The following is a 19,422-nucleotide window of genomic DNA, read 5'->3' as shown; positions in this document are numbered from 1 at the left end:
CCTTAAAATAAATTTTTGCGTGATTTAAAACCAACTTTATAGCCCACTGCTTCAATCTGTCGGAAATACAACCACTCTTTTCTCAATTTTGCCTATTTAATTATCTACACAGACCAATCTGAAAAGATGGAGTATGCAAGTCGCTCACTCTCCATCCAAGTTAATCAGAAAGCCATGCTGAACTCGTACAAAGACAGACTGAGAATCAGTAAAGTCTTAGTCATTTTCATATTCAGTTGCTTATTTGAATGTATTGTCGAAAAGTTTGGACGCTATCTTATAGTCCAACCCTAAGTGACATACATAGGGCTAGCAGAATGCTTCGCTGATTTGAATACAGACTGATAGACCCTCTGCATAGCAAAAGACAAACTAAAACATTATTTAAAATGCTTATAACTTACCCATGAATCAGAACCCTCAATGATCAAAAGCCCAATAAAAAAGGACTCATAGTGAGTCCTTTTTTAACATCATCACCTGCGCTTTAGCTCTTTTTCGTCTTCAATGTTTTAAATAAAACAAATAACACGAGAATCCAAACAGGAAGCATCAACACGGAAAGCATAAAACCTTGATTCCACATGATATATAAAATCATCAGCATAAATACTAAAACAAAATAATTGCTAAACGGTGCAAATAACGCTGGAAACTTAGTTTGAATGCCCTGCTTTTTCATACTCTGTCTAAATTTAAGATGGATCAAACTGATCATCATCCAATTCAGCACAGCCGCACTGACCACAATATAAATCAGATAACTGAGCGCTTTTTCAGGCAAAAAGTAATTCAACAGCACACACCCAAAAATCAGTAATGCTGAAAATAAAACCGCCGCAATCGGTGTCCCTTGTCGATTCACCTGCTTAAAAACTTGTGGGGCATTGCCTTGTTCTGCCAGACCTAATAGCATGCGACTATTGGCATACATCCCACTATTACAAACAGAAACCGATGCAGTCAGAATAATAAAATTCAGTAAATGCGCTGCCCAATCAATGCCCATTTGCTTAAAAATAAGCACGAATGGACTTTTATCTAAACCACCCAAATCCAATTGATTCCAAGGCACTAAAGACAAAAGAATCGCCAGCGAGCAAATATAGAACAGGAAAACCCGAATCACCGTTTGATTGACGGCTTTTGGAATGTTCTTTTCAGGATCTTCGGTTTCCGCAGCCGCCATACTGATCAGCTCGATGCCGCCAAAGGCAAACATCATAAAGGCCAACATATAAAACAAGCCTTCAAAGCCATGTGGGAAAAACCCGCCATGTGCCCACAAATTAGTGACGGATGCGGTTGAACCTACATCTGCCGTCAACAACAGGTAAACCCCGAAGATGATCATGGCGATAATCGCCACAACTTTAATCATCGACAGCCAAAACTCAGACTCCGCATACAGTTTGACATTAGCGAGATTGGCCAACGTGATCACCACAAAAAACACCAGCACCGAGACCCACGCAGGAATATGTGGCCACCAGTAATTCACATACTTACCAATCGCGGTCAGCTCAGTCATCACCACTAAGATGTACAGCACCCAGTAGTTCCAGCCCGTTAAAAAGCCTGAAAACCGCCCCCAATATTTAAAGGCAAAGTAGCTGAATGAACCCGTCACTGGCTCATGCACAATCATTTCACCGAGCTGACGCATAATTAAAAATGCAATCAAACCGCCCATCATATAACCCAAAATAATAGATGGGCCAGCAGACTCAATAATATGTGCTGAACCTAAGAACAGACCTGTACCAATTGCACCGCCCATGGCGATCAATTGAATATGGCGGTTCTTTAAACGGCGCTGAAGTTTAGGCGTCTCGCTGCTCAAAACACATGCTCATCTGATAAAAAAATGAATTGTACCGCTTGCACAGACGATCAACCAGTCTTGTCCTTTAAAATCGCCAATTGATCAGTTTCATTTCACAAGCTAGAGATTTAAGCGAACTGTTGATTTTGATTACCGCCTTGAGTCCATCCCATAAAAAAAGCGGATAAACCAAGGCTTATCCGCTTTTTTTATCGCTCAGAAAACTGAATTAATCTTCAGGATATTCAAAACGATAGCCTACTCCATATACTGCCTGCACCCATTCATGACGATTACCTGTTTCAGCAGCATCCGAAATCTTACGACGTAAGTTCTTAATATGGCTATCAATCACACGGTCAGCCACTTCAAAGCTGTCTGGGTTGATATGATCCAGTAACTGCGCACGTGAATAAACTTGCCCCACATGCTCTAAAAACAACTCCAGTAAACGAAACTCGGTCGGTGTTAGGTTTAAAGGCTTTTGCTGATACCAAATGCGTTGCTGCGCTTTATCCATACGGAACAAAGACTGATCTTCAGGCTCAGCCTTACGTTCTAAACGGCGTAACACGGCTTGGACACGCGCCACCAATTCTTTCGGGCTAAAGGGCTTACACACATAGTCGTCTGCCCCCATGTTCAAGCCAAGCACGCGGTCGATTTCTTCCGTACGCGCGGTAACCATAATGATCGGTAAATCTGACTGTTCGCGGACTTTACGGCAAATGGTCAAGCCATCCATACGCGGCACCATCAAGTCTAAAATCATCAGACTCGGTTTACGCTGCGTAAAGCTATCGTAGGCTTCATGACCATCGTGAAACATACTGACTTCAAAGCCCGCTGCTTCAAGATAATCGCGGACCAATTGTGCAAGTTCTACTTCATCTTCAACCAGCATAATATGTTTCATACATACTTCCTTTTGTGTTTCATTTTTTTGGGAACGTTAACTTGCAACGTAAACCTCCCAAAGGCGAATGATCAAAACTCAATTCGCCGCCTAAAGCCTGTGCCAGTTTAGCCGATAAAGCCAAACCTAAACCTGTACCACCTGTGCTACGCGTACGCGAGTCATCGACTCGATAGAAACGCTCACCGAGTCGTGCCAATTGCTCATCGCTTAAGCCATATGGACTGTCATCGACATAGACCGTCCAGTCTGTTGCAGACTGTTCCGTATGAACTCGAACCTGACCACCTGCTTCGGTATAACGAATGCTATTACCCAACAAATTGACCATGATTTGCTTAAAGCGGTCAATATCAAGTTGTAACTCAGCGCCCTCACCTTCGACACTAATGCTTAAATGGGCTTGTTCAAATTTGGGCTTAAAGTTTTCCACTTCTTGCTCAATCACCGCCCACGGGTTCACGGTTGCAAAGTAACAGTTTAATTGCTGTGCTTCTGCTTGTGCCAAATCGGCCAAGTCATGCGTGAGTTTTTTCAAACTGGTGACTTGGCGTAGCATCGATTCAAAATGCTCAGGTGTTGGTTTTCGAATTCCGTCTTGCATCGCTTCGATCTGCGCTTGTAACACTGCCAGCGGCGTTTTCAACTCGTGCGAAGTATCTGACACCCATTGACGACGTGAAATTTCATGCTGATCTAAAATCACCGCCAGTTGGTTCAGTTCATTAGATAAATCACCCAGCTCATCGTTTCGATTCACTTTAACTTGATGCTGAAAATTACCCTTGGTTAATTCACGCGTACCATTCAACAAGCGTTGAATCGGTGTCTTAAAATAAGTCGCAAGTAACAACGCAGCAATTAAACTGGCAAAAACGGTTAAACCATAGACCAGTAATAAATAACGTTTTTGGTTACTAAAGAAGTTAATACTCAACGCATCATCTTGATCGAGAACTGGTTTCAACCCCAAATACCCCACCACTTGATTATTCACCACAATAGGACGGAAAGAAACTTGATCATCCGAAGGTTCACCGACCACGAACTGACGCTGCGTATCGTATAAAGACAAACGCGAGCTAAGCCCCAAACGGTCAGGTGTGGATATAAACTGTTTTTTGCCTGTGTTTTGTTTGCTCTCTTGTTCAATCTCTTCTTTTTTACGATCTGGACGGAAAACATTTTGATTGGCGCTGAGCGGAAACTTTAAACCTTCAAAGGGTTGAAACTCCGAAGGTAAGTTTTCCTCCAAAGCTTGCAGTTCTTGTTCGGTTAAAATCTGTTTTTCATGTTTGACTTCAGTGGTAGAGACATCACTGAGTAAGGTTTTGGTATTCTCTTTAAAATAACGCTGTTGCAGAGCAATGTCGTACTGGCGACGTAACCACCAACGAGAGAGACGGTCATAATCATCTGGCGCGGCATGTCCTTCAATCTGCAAAATTTGCGCTTGAATGGCATTGCCCCAATCATGATAAGTGCTATAAACGCCTGCTAAGTTATCAATCAGATGATCGAGCTTTTGCATTTCCACGTCCGCCACATATTTGGCAAAATTCTTTTGCATCGTCCAATGCAACACACCTAAACTCACCGTGGTAATCACCAAAGTGGTCAGCAATACAGTGAGGAATAAGCGTAAAGCAATCGGTACGCGGCGAATCTTCAAAAGCAATCTCTCGGTCGTTCTTTTGCCTTGTTATTGTATAGAACACTGCACCAAAAAACTCTCCATTGTTTCTACATCTTTATTATTTAATCTTTAATCATCCAAAATCACATGCTCTTGTATGGGGGAGTTGTAGAATGAATAAGATGACAAAATTGGCTTTAGCCACTGCCAGCGTTTTATCTGTAGGTGCGTTGACAGCCTGTCAATCTACCCAAGCACCGAAAGATATGGAGCAGTCGCAACATATGCATGGTCATTATCAAAAAGACCGTCACATGACACCTGAACAACGCGAACAATTTAAAAAAATGCGTACTGAACGCAAGCAAGTCATGCAAGACATTAAAAAAGCCTGCGATGGCAAAGCGGTGGGGTCAGCAGTCCAAGTCAAAGCAGGTGAACAAACGCTAGATGGCACATGTGCGATTTCGTTTAAACCGAACCGTGATGAAATGAAACGTGGTGAACATCGCCTAATGCGTGGCGATCAAGCCGATCGTGGTGAGTTCCGTGGCATGCATATGCAACGCGGCGAACCGCTAACCGATGCGAAACGTGCTGAGTTAACTCAGCAATACGATCAACGTTTAGCTGAACGTCAAGCGCGCCAACAAGCTGCGACCAAAGCCTGCCAAGGTCAAACCGATGGTAAAGTCGTGCAGTTAAAAGTTGGCACACAAACAGTAGATGGCAAATGTATCGTTCACTTCCAGCCTAAAGCCCCTGTTTCAGCACCGAATAAGGCTGCTTAAGCCACTTTAAAAAGCATAAATATATAAAAAAGGCGCAAATTGCGCCTTTTTTATTGGACATAACTTTTTACGCTTTTTGACTATTTATGTCATGCCAAAAGCAGCAAAACTGTTTACACTCAGTGCACTTAGCGATTTTGAATAATATTTATTTGACTTTACAGTCACCAAGAAAAGCACCTGAACCGCTTGTACCAAATTAGAAGATGTTGCACGATTAAGTTATTCCAATCCGTGTCAAAGAAGACACGTTTTTATGTTTATTAGGATTATAAGCTGGTTAAACCAGTATTGAGGAAACCGATATGCCACAATACAAAGCGCCCTTACGTGATATGCAATTCGTACTGCATGAGCTATTGAATGCAGAAGAACACTATTCTAAATTGCCTGCATTTCAGGAAACCGTAAGCCGTGAATTGGTTGACCAATATTTAGAAGCTGCTGCAGATTTCTGTGAAAACGAATTGTCTCCAATCAACCAAAGCGGCGACCGCGAAGGTTGTACTTGGAATGATGGCGTTGTTACAACTCCAACTGGCTTTAAAGAAGCGTATCAAAAATATATCGAACTTGGCTTCCCGTCTCTTTCTGCTGAAGAACAATACGGCGGTCAAGCATTACCTGTTTCTTTGGGTAACGTGATTTCAGAAATGGTCGGTACTGCAAACTGGGCATGGGGCATGTACCCAGGTCTTTCTCATGGTGCAGTTCGTACTTTAGAACATCACGGTTCAGCTGAACAAAAAGATGCTTACTTACCAAACCTTGTTTCAGGTGTTTGGACAGGTACGATGTGCTTAACAGAATCACACGCTGGTTCTGACTTGGGTATTATCCGTACTAAAGCTGAGCCACAAGCTGACGGTAGCTATGCAATCACTGGTGAGAAAATCTTTATCTCAGCGGGTGAACATGACATGGCTGAGAACATTGTTCACATCGTCCTTGCTCGTCTTCCTGGCGCACCTAAAGGTACCAAAGGTATTTCTTTATTCATCGTACCGAAGTTTAACTTAAACGCAGACGGTACTGTCGGTGAGCGTAACGCGGTGCGTTGTGGTTCTATCGAACACAAAATGGGGATCCACGGGAACTCAACTTGCGTAATCAACTTTGACAATGCAAAAGGTTTCCTGATTGGCCCTGAAAACCGTGGCTTAAACTGCATGTTCACCTTCATGAACACTGCACGTATTGGTACTGCAATCCAAGGTTTATCTGCATCTGAAGGTGCATTCCAAGGTGCGTTGATTTATGCGAAAGACCGTTTGGCAATGCGTTCTTTAACAGGTCCTAAAGCACCAGAAAAAGAAGCCGATCCAATTATTGTTCACCCTGCTGTTCGTAACATGCTATTAACGCAAAAAGCATTTGCTGAAGGTGGTCGTGCACTGGTTTACTTATTGTCTCTACATGCGGACGTGGTTGAGCAAGGGGCAACGGAAGAAGAGCGTAAATCTTCTGACAATATCTTGTCACTGCTTACGCCAATTGCAAAAGCATTCTTGACTGAAACGGGTTCTGAATCTGCAAAACACGGCGTTCAAGTGTTTGGTGGTCACGGCTTTATTTCAGAGCATGGCATGGAACAAATCGTTCGTGATACACGTATTGCGTGTCTATACGAAGGGACAACTGAAATCCAAGCGCTTGACTTGTTAGGTCGTAAAGTTTTGGGTACTCAAGGTGCAATGTTGAAAGACTTCACTAAGATTATTCACAAATTTGTTGAAGCAAACAAAGACAATGCTGCAATGAAAGAGTTTGTTGAACCTCTTGCTGCTCTAAACAAAGAGTGGGGCGACTTAACCATGCAAATTGGTATGAAAGCAATGCAAAACCCAGATGAAGTGGGTGCTGCTGCGGTCGATTACCTCTACTTCTCTGGTTATGTAACGCTTGCTTACCTATGGGCACGCATGGCACTTGTGGCTCAAGAAACATTAGCTGCAGGTACAACTGACGTTGACTTCTATAATGCGAAAGTCACGACAGCTCGTTTCTACTTCAAGAAGATTCTTCCACGTGTTCGCTCACACGTTGACGTGATTGCGGGTGGCGTAGAACCGTTACTTGCATTAGATGCAGAGCACTTTGCATTCTAAGTAGTTAATAACTAAGTCGATATTAGAAATAATTGTACTCTTGAGTACAGAAATGAAAAAGGACAGTCATAGCTTTGGCGGTCCTTTTTCTTTATAAATAGAGCGTTATTTCGCTTGGGTCATCTGATAACACTCTCCGTTGTTAATTAAGCTGTCCTAAGTCTACAGAGATTCAAACAATAAACAGGTGAACGAACATGCCAATTTATAATGCCCCACTTGCGGATATGAAATTTATCCTCAATGACGTTTTCAATGCAGATCAGTTCTGGCAGTCTAATGAAAATCTAGCTCATGTAGACAGTGCGACGGCTGAAGCGATCCTCGAGGAAATGGCTAAATTTGCGCAGAACGTCACCCTGCCTTTAAACCGTACAGGTGATGAAGAAGGTGCAACATTTAGCAATGGAGTAGTGACTACACCTGCTGGTTTTAAAGAAGCGTTTAAGCAATATGCTGAAGGCGGCTGGATTGGCTTAGCGGCGGATGAAGAATGGGGCGGTCAAGGCATGCCAAAAATGCTGACGGTTCTGGCAGATGAAATGCTGTTCGCAACTAACCCATCATTCATGCTCTACCCGCTTCTTTCTGTCGGTGCAGGTATGGCGCTGAACAGCTACGCATCGCAAGAACAAAAAGAAACCTATTTACCCAAAATTTACTCAGGCGAATGGTCTGGGACCATGTGTTTAACTGAGCCACATGCAGGTACAGATTTAGGCATTATCAAAACTAAAGCTGAACGTAACGAAGACGGCACCTATAACATTACAGGGACTAAAATCTTTATTACTGGCGGTGACCACGACTTAGCTGAAAACATCATTCACTTGGTTCTAGCGAAAACACCAGATGCACCTGCGGGTTCACGCGGTATTTCACTCTTCATCGTGCCTAAATTCCTCGTGAATGCAGATGGTTCTGTAGGCGAGCGTAATGCGGCAGGTCCAGGTTCAATTGAACACAAAATGGGGATCAAAGCGTCTGCAACTTGTGTAATGAACTTTGACGGTGCCAAAGGTTACTTGGTCGGTAAAGAAAATGAAGGCCTTGCGGCAATGTTCGTGATGATGAACTACGAACGTTTATCGATGGGTATTCAAGGTTTAGGCGCATCTGAATTTGCTTACCAAAATGCTGCACAGTACGCGACAGACCGTTTACAAGGTCGTAGTGCGTCGGGTGCTCAATCGCCAGCTAAACCTGCGGACAGCATTTTAGTTCATGGTGATGTGCGTCGCATGTTGCTTAATGCACGTGCCAATAATGAAGCATCTCGTGCCTTTGCAGTATATGTCGGTCAACAACTGGATATCACCAAGTTCTCAACAGACCCTGAAGCTGTGAAAGCAGCCAATGACCGTGTTGCACTGTTAACCCCTATTGCTAAAGCGTATTTAACCGATACTGCATTTAACGCAGTAATTGATTCACAAATGGTCTTCGGTGGTCATGGCTATATTCGTGAATGGGGCATGGAGCAATGTGTACGTGACTTACGTATTGCACAAATCTACGAAGGCACCAACGGCGTTCAGTCTCAAGATTTAATCGGTCGTAAAACCATTAAATGTGGTGGTGCATTCATTGCAGACTACATTACTGAAATCCGTGACTTTGCTAACGGCTTAGATGCAGACCTAAACTTCATTAAAGATGCAACACTCGATGCAGCAACTGAAGTGGAAGAAGTGACCAAGTATATCCTTGAACGTGCTGCTGAAAGTGCAGAGTTCCCGAATGCAGCAGCAGTAGATTACTTACATGCAGTCGGCCTACTCAGTTTTGCCTATATGTTTGCAAGAATTGCCAATGCTGCAAAAGTCAAAGATGGTGACTTCTATCAAAACAAACTGGCGCTTGCAGCTTACTTTACACAACGTATTTTGCCTGAAATCGACTTACGTATTGTAAAAGTAAAAGCAGGTGCAGAAGTCATCACGAACTTCTCTGAAGACTACTTCACCAGCCAAGCTTAATCGCCTAAAGACTAAATAAAAAACGCCTGCTTCGTCAGGCGTTTTTTTATTCAGTATTCATATAAAATTAAAGAATAATTTCATTCCAAGCTAATATTGTTGTTTTCTGTGTGCCGCTCATTAGCGGGTTATTTGGGTCACCCCCCAGAAAACTAGAGTCATATGTAATAGTCATATTACCACCGCCACTTAAATTAGCAGATGCATTACCACCAAAAGTATATGCTCCTGGGCTTCCCTGAATATTAGCAACATATATGGCGCCACGAATAGCAGTATTTCCACCACCACTTCCATTAAATGATCCACCTAAAATCAGTAGGGCTCCCTTGAAATCACATTGGTTACCCGTTGGTGAATAATTACCTCGAATAATAACAATACCTGCACATGATGGAACATATGTTTCCAACTTACCAGTTACACTTCCATCGATATAAGTCACACCTTGCGCATATCTAATAGAATCAGCCAAAGCCATAACTTGATTTGGATCTCCCCAGAGCCCTAAATCCGTATCCTTAACACATGCTCCACTTGCGGAAGGACAATTAGCACCACCACTATAATGCTCTGAAGTTTCGCGATTGTTAGGAATACCCGCTAGAACCGTACTTGCACCTGAGTTCATAGTTGCAATAGCAAGCTTATTTTGACCATTAATTTTAAAATTCTTACTATTTTTACCTGTAAATGAGCCTACAGTACCACCTAATGTTAAGGCGGCAGGAAGATCAGGTAATTTAACAGCATTAGGGAATTGCCCCTTTATCTTGATCTGGTAAACACTTTCACCCAAAACTTTAGTACTACTCCCACTGGTTTTAATTAAATTACCCGTGATTTGCACCGTTACAATTTTATTATCATCATCCCAGCAGGGATTCCTATTCGCAACGACACATCCAGGTATACTTCTAGCCGTATCAATCCAATAATAACCATTATTTCCGGAATTAACCGTCCCTGTTCCAACATTCGGTATAATAACACTCCAACTGGTATCACCCCCTGTAGGCCATCCATTATTCTTAAAACGATTCCTTGCCCAATTTAAAAATTGTGCTGCCCCATCTTCGGCTGAATTGATAGTAATCACTTTATTATTAATATTGGCAGTCATTTTGTCTTGGATGATCGTGCCCCGCATGGCGTAAAGACTGATCATGGTTGCAGCAAATAAAACTACCACTGTAATAATGAGGACGGAACCCTGTTGTTTCTTCATTCTTTTATCCTCACTAAGACCAACCATTAGTTGTAGTAAATGTTATAGATTTGTTAACTGACGTGTTACACCTTAATGTTAAAATCATAGTTTGCTTGCTATCTTGTGGTAACAAATATGTATCACTTTTCAATGCCGAAAAAGCCCCACTATCTCGTTTAATTTCCCAGTCTGAGACATCTGCACTTATGTCCAATATAAGCCTGATATTTGTGTTCTTTTTAGCAGCAATTGCACTCGTATTTGCCCAGTTATAGGTATTATTTTTTTCATCTTTTAACGTAATTTTAGTCAACATATCACTGGCACAAGTTACATCTGTTCCTGTTCCTGTTCCTGTTCCTGTTCCTGTTCCTGTTCCTGTTCCTGTTCCTGTTCCTGTTCCTGTTCCTGTTCCTGTTCCTGTTCCTGTTCCTGTTCCTGTTCCTGTTCCTGTTCCTGTTGGTAAATTGACATTACTACTCCCCCCACTCGAAGCCAATTGCGTCATAGCTAAAAGATGTGAGGTTGAAATAAAATCAATAGTAGATTGTTTAGTATTTCCCTCAGACACACTCATTTGAGAAAGTACACTGGTTACCGTGCCCCAAACATTACTCACAGATGTATTTTCTACACCACTAGATCCATTAAAAAAAGATTGATAAACCAACGAATTCGCACTAGTACCATTCTGAATACCGTAAGCAAATTTTACTTCAGGAATATCTTTGGCCAAGGTAACAGTTTGCGTTGTTCCATCATCCAATGCCAAGATACAAATAAGTTCATTTTGTTCATTCACTTTAAATGTATTCATACTGGAATTATTTTCCTTGCCTAAACAATCCCTTTGCGAACGGTCAAAATATATAACCAACTCATTATTACTTTCTGGGAATCCAAATGAATTCGCTTGTCTTACTAATCGTGTAATTGTGGTCGAAGCAAAACGAAAATTCTCCTGTGACCGATCCATTACATCTTTTTCTAGTATCAATTTTTGATTCGAAAATAAAATGGCTAAGGCCCCAGCGGTAATAATCAGACCAATGGTTAACCCCACCATTAGCTCAATAAGAGAAACACCAGCTTGCGAATATCGATTCATAACTATTTTTCTTTTCATCTAATTCTCCCTATTAAATTTCACACTTCGGTACTGAAAAATAATAGACAAATGTTTCTTTCTGAGATGGATCAGTGTCATACCATTTGGCTTTTCTATTTTCCCACTTGATCGTTATTTCAAATTGTCTCTTGGCTTCATCATGAATTACCAGATCACCACTCCAACTGTTCATACGATTATGTATAGCTTTTTGACTAGCTGTAAGCCCCTGAACAAAATCACTCTCATTTCCCGTAACTTTCCAGCGTTTTTGCCATCGTTCTTTGAGTGCATTGATTTGCCCTGCAGCAAGTTGCCCAGAGTTATCATCTAGCGAACACACGCTCGCCCACATTCGATCTGTCAAATCATTTGCTTGAATCGTCGCAATCGTTCGTTGTGTTGTGAGTGCACTTTGCTGCATGGATTTCATATGCAGTATGCCAAGCCCTAGTAGTACTCCAGCAGTAATAAACATTGCAATTAAAGCTTCAAATAGTACAAACCCTTGTTGAGAATTTATTTTATTCATGATTTAACACCCTGTTTTACTTTTGAATGCTCTGCCAATGACTTCGACACAGACTGAATAAGTATCTGCGCCAGCGATAGCTACGGTAATTTCATGTTCAGCAGTCGTTGAACCAACAGGATTAAAAGCTATAGTTTCTGGTGCCGTAATCGAAAGTTGTGAATTATCAAAGGTTAGTTTCTGAATTGGTGCAGATGAAGCAGAAGGTATTGCAATGAGGCCCGTTGACCAATTGATTTTATTTGCACTTAAACAATTTGTACCATCTGAACTACCACAAATGGTAACTGTCTTTCCAAGTCTAACTGCTTCAGTTCGTGCTTGCTGAAGGAAATTAAGAATCTCTCCACTACTTGTTTTGACTTTAGTATTTTTTAATGTTTGGCTTAAATTGGGGGCAGCTAATGTCGCGATTAAAGCGAGTACAGCAATCGTGACCATGAGTTCAATAAGTGTAAATCCTTTTAAACTTTTCATTTCCAACACCCCGATGTGCTTGGTGTTTTAGTGCCATCTTCTTTGAGTGTTAATGTCCCACATACAGAGTCCGACTGTACATTTGTTGGTGTCGCGGTAATTGTATAAGTCTGAGAGGAGTTAGCCACATTAATTGATAAAGTATAGTAGGTTGTTACATTTGCAGGCGATTTTAATGCTGTAGGGATATCTGCAACTGCTGGATAACTAAATGAAGCATTATATTTGCTCTCTAGAAATTGAGCTAAAGTTAACATGGCAGCTTGTGCTTCTGTTCTATGGCTTGCCACGATATATTTTGTATAACTCGGTATAGCAATAGCTGCAAAAATTGCAATAATTGCTACAACGATCATTAACTCAATTAAAGTAAACCCCGATGATGATTTCATTTGCCACCCCAGCTTAAGCCTTTATAAATTTTTTTAGACAAAATTTTAGATTGTCATAATATAACCAATTTACATGTTTATCAAAAAATAAAAAATCATATGACTAAAAACGTCATTTATGTGTTTTTTTTGTTAAAACCTACTGAATTTAATCTAAATTATCCTTTTAAACATAAGCCTAATGACAAGCTTAGTTTGACGGCAAGTTGATAAACACGTAACTCAACAGAAATTCCTAGCAAATATCCATCAATACTTCTGTCTTATTTTATTATGACAAAAAAAGCTCCTATTCCCACTAAACGGATATAAGCATGGTCAGCAAATACCTTTTCTCTATTTTTTTATCGGGTTCTCAACTATTTCTGATAAGACCGCGTACCTAACTGATTTCTTATGAGGAGCCACTTACAACTAAAAGACCATATTCCATCGAGTTTTTCTCATGCTTTAACCACTAACAATACTTTATTGTACTAAATACTCTGATTTTTACACACAGGAAACATAGTTGAATCAATTTATCAGTAGGTAATATTTTGCTAATCTTGAAGAGCACCAAATGTAAAGCATGTGGTGTTTGTTGATAATACACATGCTATCAAGTAGGCAACTTTGCCAATGCTGCAAAAGCTAAAGATGGTGACTTCTATCAAAACAAACTGGCACTTGCAGCTTATTTTGCTCAACGCATTTTGCCTGAAATCGACTTACGTATTGCAAAAGTAAAAGCAGGTGCAGAAGTCATCATGAACTTCTCTGAAGACTACTTCACCAGCCAAGCTTAATCGCTTAAAGACTGAATAAAAAAACGCCTGCTTCGTCAGGCGTTTTTTTATTACTCAGCTTTATTTTTGCTTTTATACGTCATGTGCATGAAATTTGCTTATGATGCAATAAACCACCATCAACATATCAGGAGGCAGCCATGACTAACCGTGACCCTAAAATAGAGAAAATAGAAACCCTCCTCGATAAACTGGGCAATACTGCAGTAGAAAGCTTTCACTATGTGGCTTTATTTATTATTGGCTGTATGGTGATTTGGTCGGCAGGACATACCGTTTATGAGATCCTGACCATTAAACAATATGCCTCGATTGATGATATTTTATTGTTATTCATCTACCTCGAACTGGGCGCAATGGTTGGTATCTATTTTAAAACCAACCACATGCCTGTCCGCTTTTTAATTTATATCGCCATCACTGCGCTCACCCGACTTTTAATTTCCGATATCCAGCATGACCACAAAGCTGATATGGATTTGGTGATTATTACGGGTTCAATTTTAATTATGGCGATTGCAATCTTAGTGGTGCGTTATGCATCGTGGAATTATCCTTCAGTAATTCGGGATAAACATGCCGACAAGCCTTTACCTGAAGGGAAAACACCACGCCCACAAGATGATGAACTCGCTTAATTCTTTATTGACCACTAAAAAACCCTCCGTCTAAACAACGGAGGGTTTTCTGTATCAATCAAAGATTCATTTATTTTGAATCCGCTTCTAAAGCGTAGCGTCCATTTTCATAGATCCAGTGCATGCCTTCAGGTGGGTCTGGCAATCCCAAACGTCGCCAATCGGTAATCAGCACATAATCACGGCTTTCAATACTGGAGTCGCCATCCCCATACACATAGCTATTGGTTTCCTGACTATAAGTTGAATAGCTAGGGGCCCGATAAATAATACTCACACCCGGTCGCATTGGATATCCGCCATGAGGAGGATGGTGCGGAGGTGGCCTGTGATGAGGTGGCTCAATTGGAGGCGGTGATGTAGGTCTGGGCATTGCTCCTTGATACGGCCCAGCATAGGTTGGGAAACGCTGCGTTTGCGAAGTCAGCGGTTTTCCATAATAACGCGTCGCTGGTTGAGCAAAACTCAGTGCAGGAAATAAGCTGAGTAAACTTATTCCATAGATTATTTTTAAATATTTCATCATCTTCCTCCACTGAGGTGAATATTATTATTTTAAACCAATTTTATGGATAAAAAATGTACAAACTGTCAATTTTAGATCACTGCCCGTTATCACTAATATAAGGTTTGAAGCAGGATTTCTTTGAAAAGCAAAAAATCATATATGTTTTCAGTTTATACTTAATCTTTGTTTATAAACGTATTGGATGAACAATCGTGGCTGAATTAAGTTTTGATCGACTCTATGAATATTTTGCAAAAGTGCCCAGTATTCAAAAAAATCTGATTGATGCTTATGGCACAGATGGCAAAAGTGCATGGTGGTTTAAGTTTCAAATTGATGTAGATCATCCTTTGGCATGGCAAACGGTACAAGAGCTTGGACATGTACTGAACTATATTTCTAAAAATGAGCGCCTACCGACGCAGTTTCTACCTGTTTCACCGCCGCCATATATGAATGGTGAAGCCAAGCAATTCTTGGCATGGGTCATTCAGTGTAACCATCCTGACTTTCCACCCGATGTCATATGTGACTGGTTAGAAGCACGTCTACCGAGTCCAGTGGAAGATGCCGAAAAATGGAAAATCAAAACTGATCTACATGAAATCGATAAGATGACCGATAAAGATTTGGATCAAATCATCCCGCCAAATCCTAAACAGTAAGTCCAAATAAAAAAAGCGCATATTGCGCTTTTTTTATTTTAGTTTTTCTCTTACCTAGCTGTGCTACGCCCTTTCTAAGAAGGAAAAAAATCTCTAAAACGTCGATAAACCACTCCACTCCATAAAGCGGTATAGCCCATATTTGAGTTTCGACTCATCTTTATATTGCTCATAGCCCACACTCATTTGACGACCATTTAAGTTCGACCATGCCCCATCAAAATATTGCTGTGCATCTGTAAACACCGCTGCATTAGACTGGCCAATCACACGTAAATTGGTCTCTAAGTTATAATTCTTCAAATTCCGTGCGGTAAAATTTGCTGAACCTAAAATGAGCTCTGCTTCTTGTGCATGGCGTTTTACAATCATTTTGCTATGGCACTGCTCTCCTTGAGTATTACACCAACGTACTGTAATACCTGCATCGTTAAGCTCAGACGCAACTTGACGGTTCGGAATTCCATTCTTTTGACGACCAAATGCATCTTTATTAGGGTCGAGTAAAATCCGAAGTTTAACGCCGCGCTTCTGCGCATCTTTTAAAGCATTGATAATTTGACGCTCAGACAAATAAAACATCGCCAAATCAATCTGGTCATTAGCTTTTGCCGTATTCAACAAGTTGAGTGTTGCATCTAGAATTGCTTTTTCAGTCAGCACCTGTACCTGCGGTTGAGATGGATTTCCTGCAATTTCGCCCAGAATCACCATTGGTACATCGCCCTGAGACATATGTGCTACAGTTTGCTCTGTTTTCAACACATCTATTGCGGTATTGCCTGTCACCAACAGCGCTACATTGGAATGTCGTGAACTGCCATCATGCGGATTCGCCGATGTGACCAAGGTTTTCCAACCTTCCGCGGTATCGACCACCAATGTTTTGCGATGATTGGCTTTAAAATTAAATAAGTTTAAATAACTACGTAGGGTAATTTTTTCATCCCCAAACGGGTTTCTTAACCAACCGCCGTCGGGATTATTGCCTGCGTTTTGACAACAGATATACCAAAAACCAGACCAAACTGGATTCGAGGCACGAAGTGGACGTAAATCCGTTTCAATCACATCCACACCCGCCTGACGCAATTTACGGTAATGCTCTGGTAAGAGCCCGCCATATACCGAGTTAATCGGGTCAGTGATGACTTTGATTTCAATATTCGGATGCAAGCTTCGCTTGACAATCAATGCATCGGTCAGCTGCCGAGTCAACGCCCGTTGTGATGCTTGAGATGTCCCCACTTCATCATTAAACAAGAACATATCCAACACAATCGTGGTTTGTGCATCTTCAATCAGTTTAAACACTGCATTGAAAATATGATGATCTTGTTGCTGCTTGCCTTGTGCATCGATATAGGTTTGATCTGCAATAAATTTGACATCGGCATGACGTAACTTGCCCGTATAGTCCAGCCCATCAGGCAGTGGTTTAACGCTATGGTAAACTGCGGAGGTTAAATAAGTCAGAGCCAATAAACCCACCACGACACCGACATAACGGGTCGATGTCCAGTTGAGCTTTTGATGTAATTTTCGAAAGATACGCATAACAAAAAACCTAATCCAATATACTCAGACTAGGTTTTATTGTTTGATTTTTCAAGAGGATTTCTGTTGTCAATGTTTTGGCAACCTCTCCCTAACCCTCTCCTTTAAGAAGAGGGAGCACTTCCTCTTTACGGAAAAGGTGGGGTTGAGTCTTGAAATAGCACTTAGAAACTAAAGTCCAGTCCAACTGTGAAGTTACGCCCAACTTGTGGAATGGTCGATAAGAAAGAGGTATGCGAATAAACCGTCTCATCTAAGAGGTTATTGGCTTTGAAATACACGCGATAATCATTGCCCTGCATATACTGACCATTATATGCCAAGCCCAAATTCACCATGTTATAGCCCTCGGTTTCGGTCTCATAGCTTGCAATTCGATCTTGCTCAAACACATGGTAGTACTCTGCCGTTCCTGACCACGTGTCACTAAAGTTAGCATTCACTTTTGTTCCTAAACGGCCAGCAGGCACTCGCGGAGCATTTTCATTGTCAATTTTGCCACGTACATAGTCACCAAAGACACTCATTTTATAAACATCGTTGATGGCATAAGACGCTTCTGCTTCAGTCCCATAAAAACGCGCTTTGTCTTGAGTGTAGTCTACTAGGCGGAAGTTTTTGTAACGATAAGTTGTTTGAGCATAAATGTAGTTGTCATACCAGTTATGGTAAACATGAACGTGATAATCAATTTTATCCGTATCGTAATGGAAACCTAATTCTAGATTATTGGACTTTTCAACATCGAGATTTTCATTGCCACGCTCATAGGTATTGGTTGCAAGATGCTTACCATCAGCATAAAGCTCTTGTGCCAAAGGTAAACGCTCTTGATGTGACCCGACCAAAGACAGTTTATAGTTCGGTGCAAACATCCAATTCACAGCACCCGAATAGGACACGGCATAATCATCATAGTCTTTTCGATCTGACTCAATATCAATCGTCTGCTGATCGATACGTGCCCCTAACTCAAAATGAAAGTCATTCCACTGCTTATGTTCTAAACCAAATACGCTCCACTTTTGCGTCTTGGTCGGTTCTAAAATAGACTCTTCACCCGTGATATCTAGTTTTTGTTGATTGTACTGTACGCCAACCACACCTTCCCAATCCGCAATCGGCTGATGCACCATTTCTAGACGCGCATCATAACCTTTACTTTTAAAAGTGGTTGCAACGCTATCACCTTCAATTTCATCATGTTGGTAGTCGGTATAACTGGCATGGGCACGTAACTTCTCAAACCCTGCAATCGGATTTAAAATTTCTGTACGGAAGTCATAACGCTCCGACTTTAAGTCAACCCAAGGGCCTGCCTCATGTTCGTCATGCGCATGGTCGTGTCCTGAGTGATCATGTTCATCCGTATGTCCATGATTATCGCTTCCGTCACAGTGCAAATGATCCTCATGCGGATGACAGCTCTCATATTCATGGCTATGCCCAGGTAAACCGTATTGATCTTGACGGTTGGTATAGGCGATACCCGCAAAACCACGCTCACCAATCCATGAACCACCAACACTGACCGTTTCGCCTTTGGCAAAGGTATTTCCGACACGACGTTCTTTTTCGAGTTCACCCTCATGCTCATGGAAATAGTTCGGCGCAATATAGTCATTCGCTTCACGCTTTGAACCTTCAACCCGTAGAGCAAACTGACTGCCCAAAGCAACCGTCGCCCCAGCACTGGCCAACTTTTCATCACTGCCAGAGTTGTAGCGTAATCCCGCCGTACCTTCTAGACCTTTTTCAGGCATGCTGGTTGGAATTTTTTGATCGGTGACATTGACCAAACCGCCCACGGTGCCTGCACTGTATAACAGGGTTGAAGGGCCACGGATGATTTCAATTTGCTTGGCCAAAATCGGATCGACCGTCACGGCATGGTCTGGCGATAAAGTCGAGACATCAGCAGTTTCTGAAGCATGTTGTAAAACTTTCACGCGTGGACCATCTTGACCTCGAATCACGGGTCGACTTGAACCTGAACCATATTGATTTGAATATACGCCTAGCTCATCAGCCAAAGCATCCCCAATGGTCGGTGCACGTTCTTTTAAGCTTTTTTGCTCAATCACCTGATCGGCGACTGCAAAATCAGCAGCAGTCTGAACGAGTGGATGTGCTTGGCTGGTCAACGTTTCAAGTTGTTGTGTTGTTGTGTCATCTGCAAAAACGGCAGGTGCGACCACCGCCAAAATAGAGAGCGTTATCAAATTTTTATGGAAAGCCATGGAACTCACTCAAGCGTACAATTTTTGAATATTGTTATAATATAACATTTCA

16 protein-coding genes and 1 pseudogene are annotated in these 19,422 nt (G+C 41.6%); 6 read left to right on the top strand and 11 right to left on the bottom strand.

The genetic code is table 11. The features are described 5' to 3' along the window. Positions 1–487 precede the first annotated feature (487 nt). From AC0KVP_RS02910 to baeS, 3 genes are all read right to left on the bottom strand, one after another. Positions 488–1,843, bottom strand: coding sequence for an amino acid permease (locus tag AC0KVP_RS02910; protein ID WP_473338850.1), 1,356 nt, complete (start codon positions 1,841–1,843; stop codon positions 488–490). Between the two features lie 211 nt (positions 1,844–2,054). Further along, positions 2,055–2,741 (bottom strand): response regulator, encoded by a 687-nt coding sequence (locus tag AC0KVP_RS02905; RefSeq protein WP_473338846.1) that lies wholly within the window; start codon positions 2,739–2,741, stop codon positions 2,055–2,057. A 19-nt stretch (positions 2,742–2,760) separates the two neighbouring features. Further along, positions 2,761–4,413, bottom strand: coding sequence for a sensor histidine kinase efflux regulator BaeS (gene baeS / locus AC0KVP_RS02900; RefSeq protein WP_078425720.1), 1,653 nt, complete (start codon positions 4,411–4,413; stop codon positions 2,761–2,763). Positions 4,414–4,550: 137 nt separating this feature from the next. Between baeS and AC0KVP_RS02895 the strand changes: the two genes are divergently transcribed. The 3 genes from AC0KVP_RS02895 to AC0KVP_RS02885 all read left to right on the top strand — a co-directional run bounded on the left by AC0KVP_RS02895 (position 4,551) and on the right by AC0KVP_RS02885 (position 9,255). Further along, positions 4,551–5,168, top strand: a complete 618-nt coding sequence (locus tag AC0KVP_RS02895) for a hypothetical protein (protein ID WP_473338840.1) — start codon at positions 4,551–4,553, stop codon at positions 5,166–5,168. A 305-nt stretch (positions 5,169–5,473) separates the two neighbouring features. Beyond that, complete coding sequence (locus AC0KVP_RS02890; protein WP_473338837.1) at positions 5,474–7,276, top strand: acyl-CoA dehydrogenase C-terminal domain-containing protein; 1,803 nt, start codon at positions 5,474–5,476, stop codon at positions 7,274–7,276. 197 nt (positions 7,277–7,473) lie between these two features. Then, on the top strand, positions 7,474–9,255 hold the full coding sequence (locus AC0KVP_RS02885; protein WP_473338835.1) for an acyl-CoA dehydrogenase C-terminal domain-containing protein: 1,782 nt from the start codon (positions 7,474–7,476) through the stop codon (positions 9,253–9,255). 67 nt (positions 9,256–9,322) lie between these two features. Here the strand turns inward: AC0KVP_RS02885 and AC0KVP_RS02880 are convergent, their stop codons facing one another. Genes AC0KVP_RS02880 through AC0KVP_RS02860 form a run of 5 tightly spaced genes read right to left on the bottom strand, consistent with a single transcriptional unit; the run spans position 9,323 to position 12,974 of the window. Further along, the gene (locus tag AC0KVP_RS02880) at positions 9,323–10,483 is read right to left on the bottom strand and encodes a pilus assembly PilX family protein (RefSeq protein WP_473338833.1); all 1,161 of its coding nucleotides are present in this window, start codon (positions 10,481–10,483) and stop codon (positions 9,323–9,325) included. Between the two features lie 13 nt (positions 10,484–10,496). Beyond that, entirely contained in the window at positions 10,497–11,591 is a 1,095-nt protein-coding gene (locus AC0KVP_RS02875) for a PilW family protein (protein ID WP_473338830.1), read from the bottom strand. Positions 11,592–11,604: 13 nt separating this feature from the next. Next, entirely contained in the window at positions 11,605–12,105 is a 501-nt protein-coding gene (locus AC0KVP_RS02870; RefSeq protein ID WP_473338827.1) for a type IV pilus modification PilV family protein, read from the bottom strand. Between the two features lie 3 nt (positions 12,106–12,108). Then, positions 12,109–12,582 (bottom strand): GspH/FimT family pseudopilin, encoded by a 474-nt coding sequence (locus AC0KVP_RS02865; RefSeq protein ID WP_279744890.1) that lies wholly within the window; start codon positions 12,580–12,582, stop codon positions 12,109–12,111. Beyond that, positions 12,579–12,974 (bottom strand): type IV pilin protein, encoded by a 396-nt coding sequence (locus tag AC0KVP_RS02860; protein ID WP_473338824.1) that lies wholly within the window; start codon positions 12,972–12,974, stop codon positions 12,579–12,581. Before AC0KVP_RS02860 ends, AC0KVP_RS02865 begins: the two co-directional genes overlap by 4 nt. Before the next feature lie 617 nt (positions 12,975–13,591). Between AC0KVP_RS02860 and AC0KVP_RS02855 the strand changes: the two are divergent. Together AC0KVP_RS02855 and AC0KVP_RS02850 are read left to right on the top strand one after the other, a co-directional pair. Next, positions 13,592–13,762, top strand: a pseudogene (locus AC0KVP_RS02855) (acyl-CoA dehydrogenase C-terminal domain-containing protein); the annotation flags it as partial. A gap of 140 nt (positions 13,763–13,902) precedes the next feature. Continuing rightward, positions 13,903–14,400 (top strand): phosphate-starvation-inducible protein PsiE, encoded by a 498-nt coding sequence (locus AC0KVP_RS02850; protein ID WP_004983586.1) that lies wholly within the window; start codon positions 13,903–13,905, stop codon positions 14,398–14,400. 70 nt (positions 14,401–14,470) lie between these two features. Here the strand turns inward: AC0KVP_RS02850 and AC0KVP_RS02845 are convergent, their stop codons facing one another. Then, the gene (locus AC0KVP_RS02845) at positions 14,471–14,926 is read right to left on the bottom strand and encodes an RcnB family protein (protein ID WP_473338819.1); all 456 of its coding nucleotides are present in this window, start codon (positions 14,924–14,926) and stop codon (positions 14,471–14,473) included. Between the two features lie 194 nt (positions 14,927–15,120). Here AC0KVP_RS02845 and AC0KVP_RS02840 point away from each other — a divergent pair, with 194 nt between their 5' ends. Beyond that, on the top strand, positions 15,121–15,573 hold the full coding sequence (locus AC0KVP_RS02840) for a hypothetical protein (RefSeq protein WP_473338817.1): 453 nt from the start codon (positions 15,121–15,123) through the stop codon (positions 15,571–15,573). A 93-nt stretch (positions 15,574–15,666) separates the two neighbouring features. Here AC0KVP_RS02840 and AC0KVP_RS02835 read toward each other — a convergent pair whose 3' ends face one another. Together AC0KVP_RS02835 and znuD are read right to left on the bottom strand one after the other, a co-directional pair. Then, the gene (locus AC0KVP_RS02835) at positions 15,667–17,130 is read right to left on the bottom strand and encodes a phospholipase D family protein (protein ID WP_473338814.1); all 1,464 of its coding nucleotides are present in this window, start codon (positions 17,128–17,130) and stop codon (positions 15,667–15,669) included. A gap of 164 nt (positions 17,131–17,294) precedes the next feature. After that, complete coding sequence (znuD, locus tag AC0KVP_RS02830) at positions 17,295–19,370, bottom strand: zinc piracy TonB-dependent receptor ZnuD (protein ID WP_473338811.1); 2,076 nt, start codon at positions 19,368–19,370, stop codon at positions 17,295–17,297. Positions 19,371–19,422 lie beyond the last annotated feature (52 nt).

The sequence above is a fragment of the Acinetobacter sp. DL27 genome (assembly GCF_055810995.1).
Note: the sequence above shows the minus strand (reverse complement) of the source record. Positions and strands in the feature narration are given on the sequence as shown.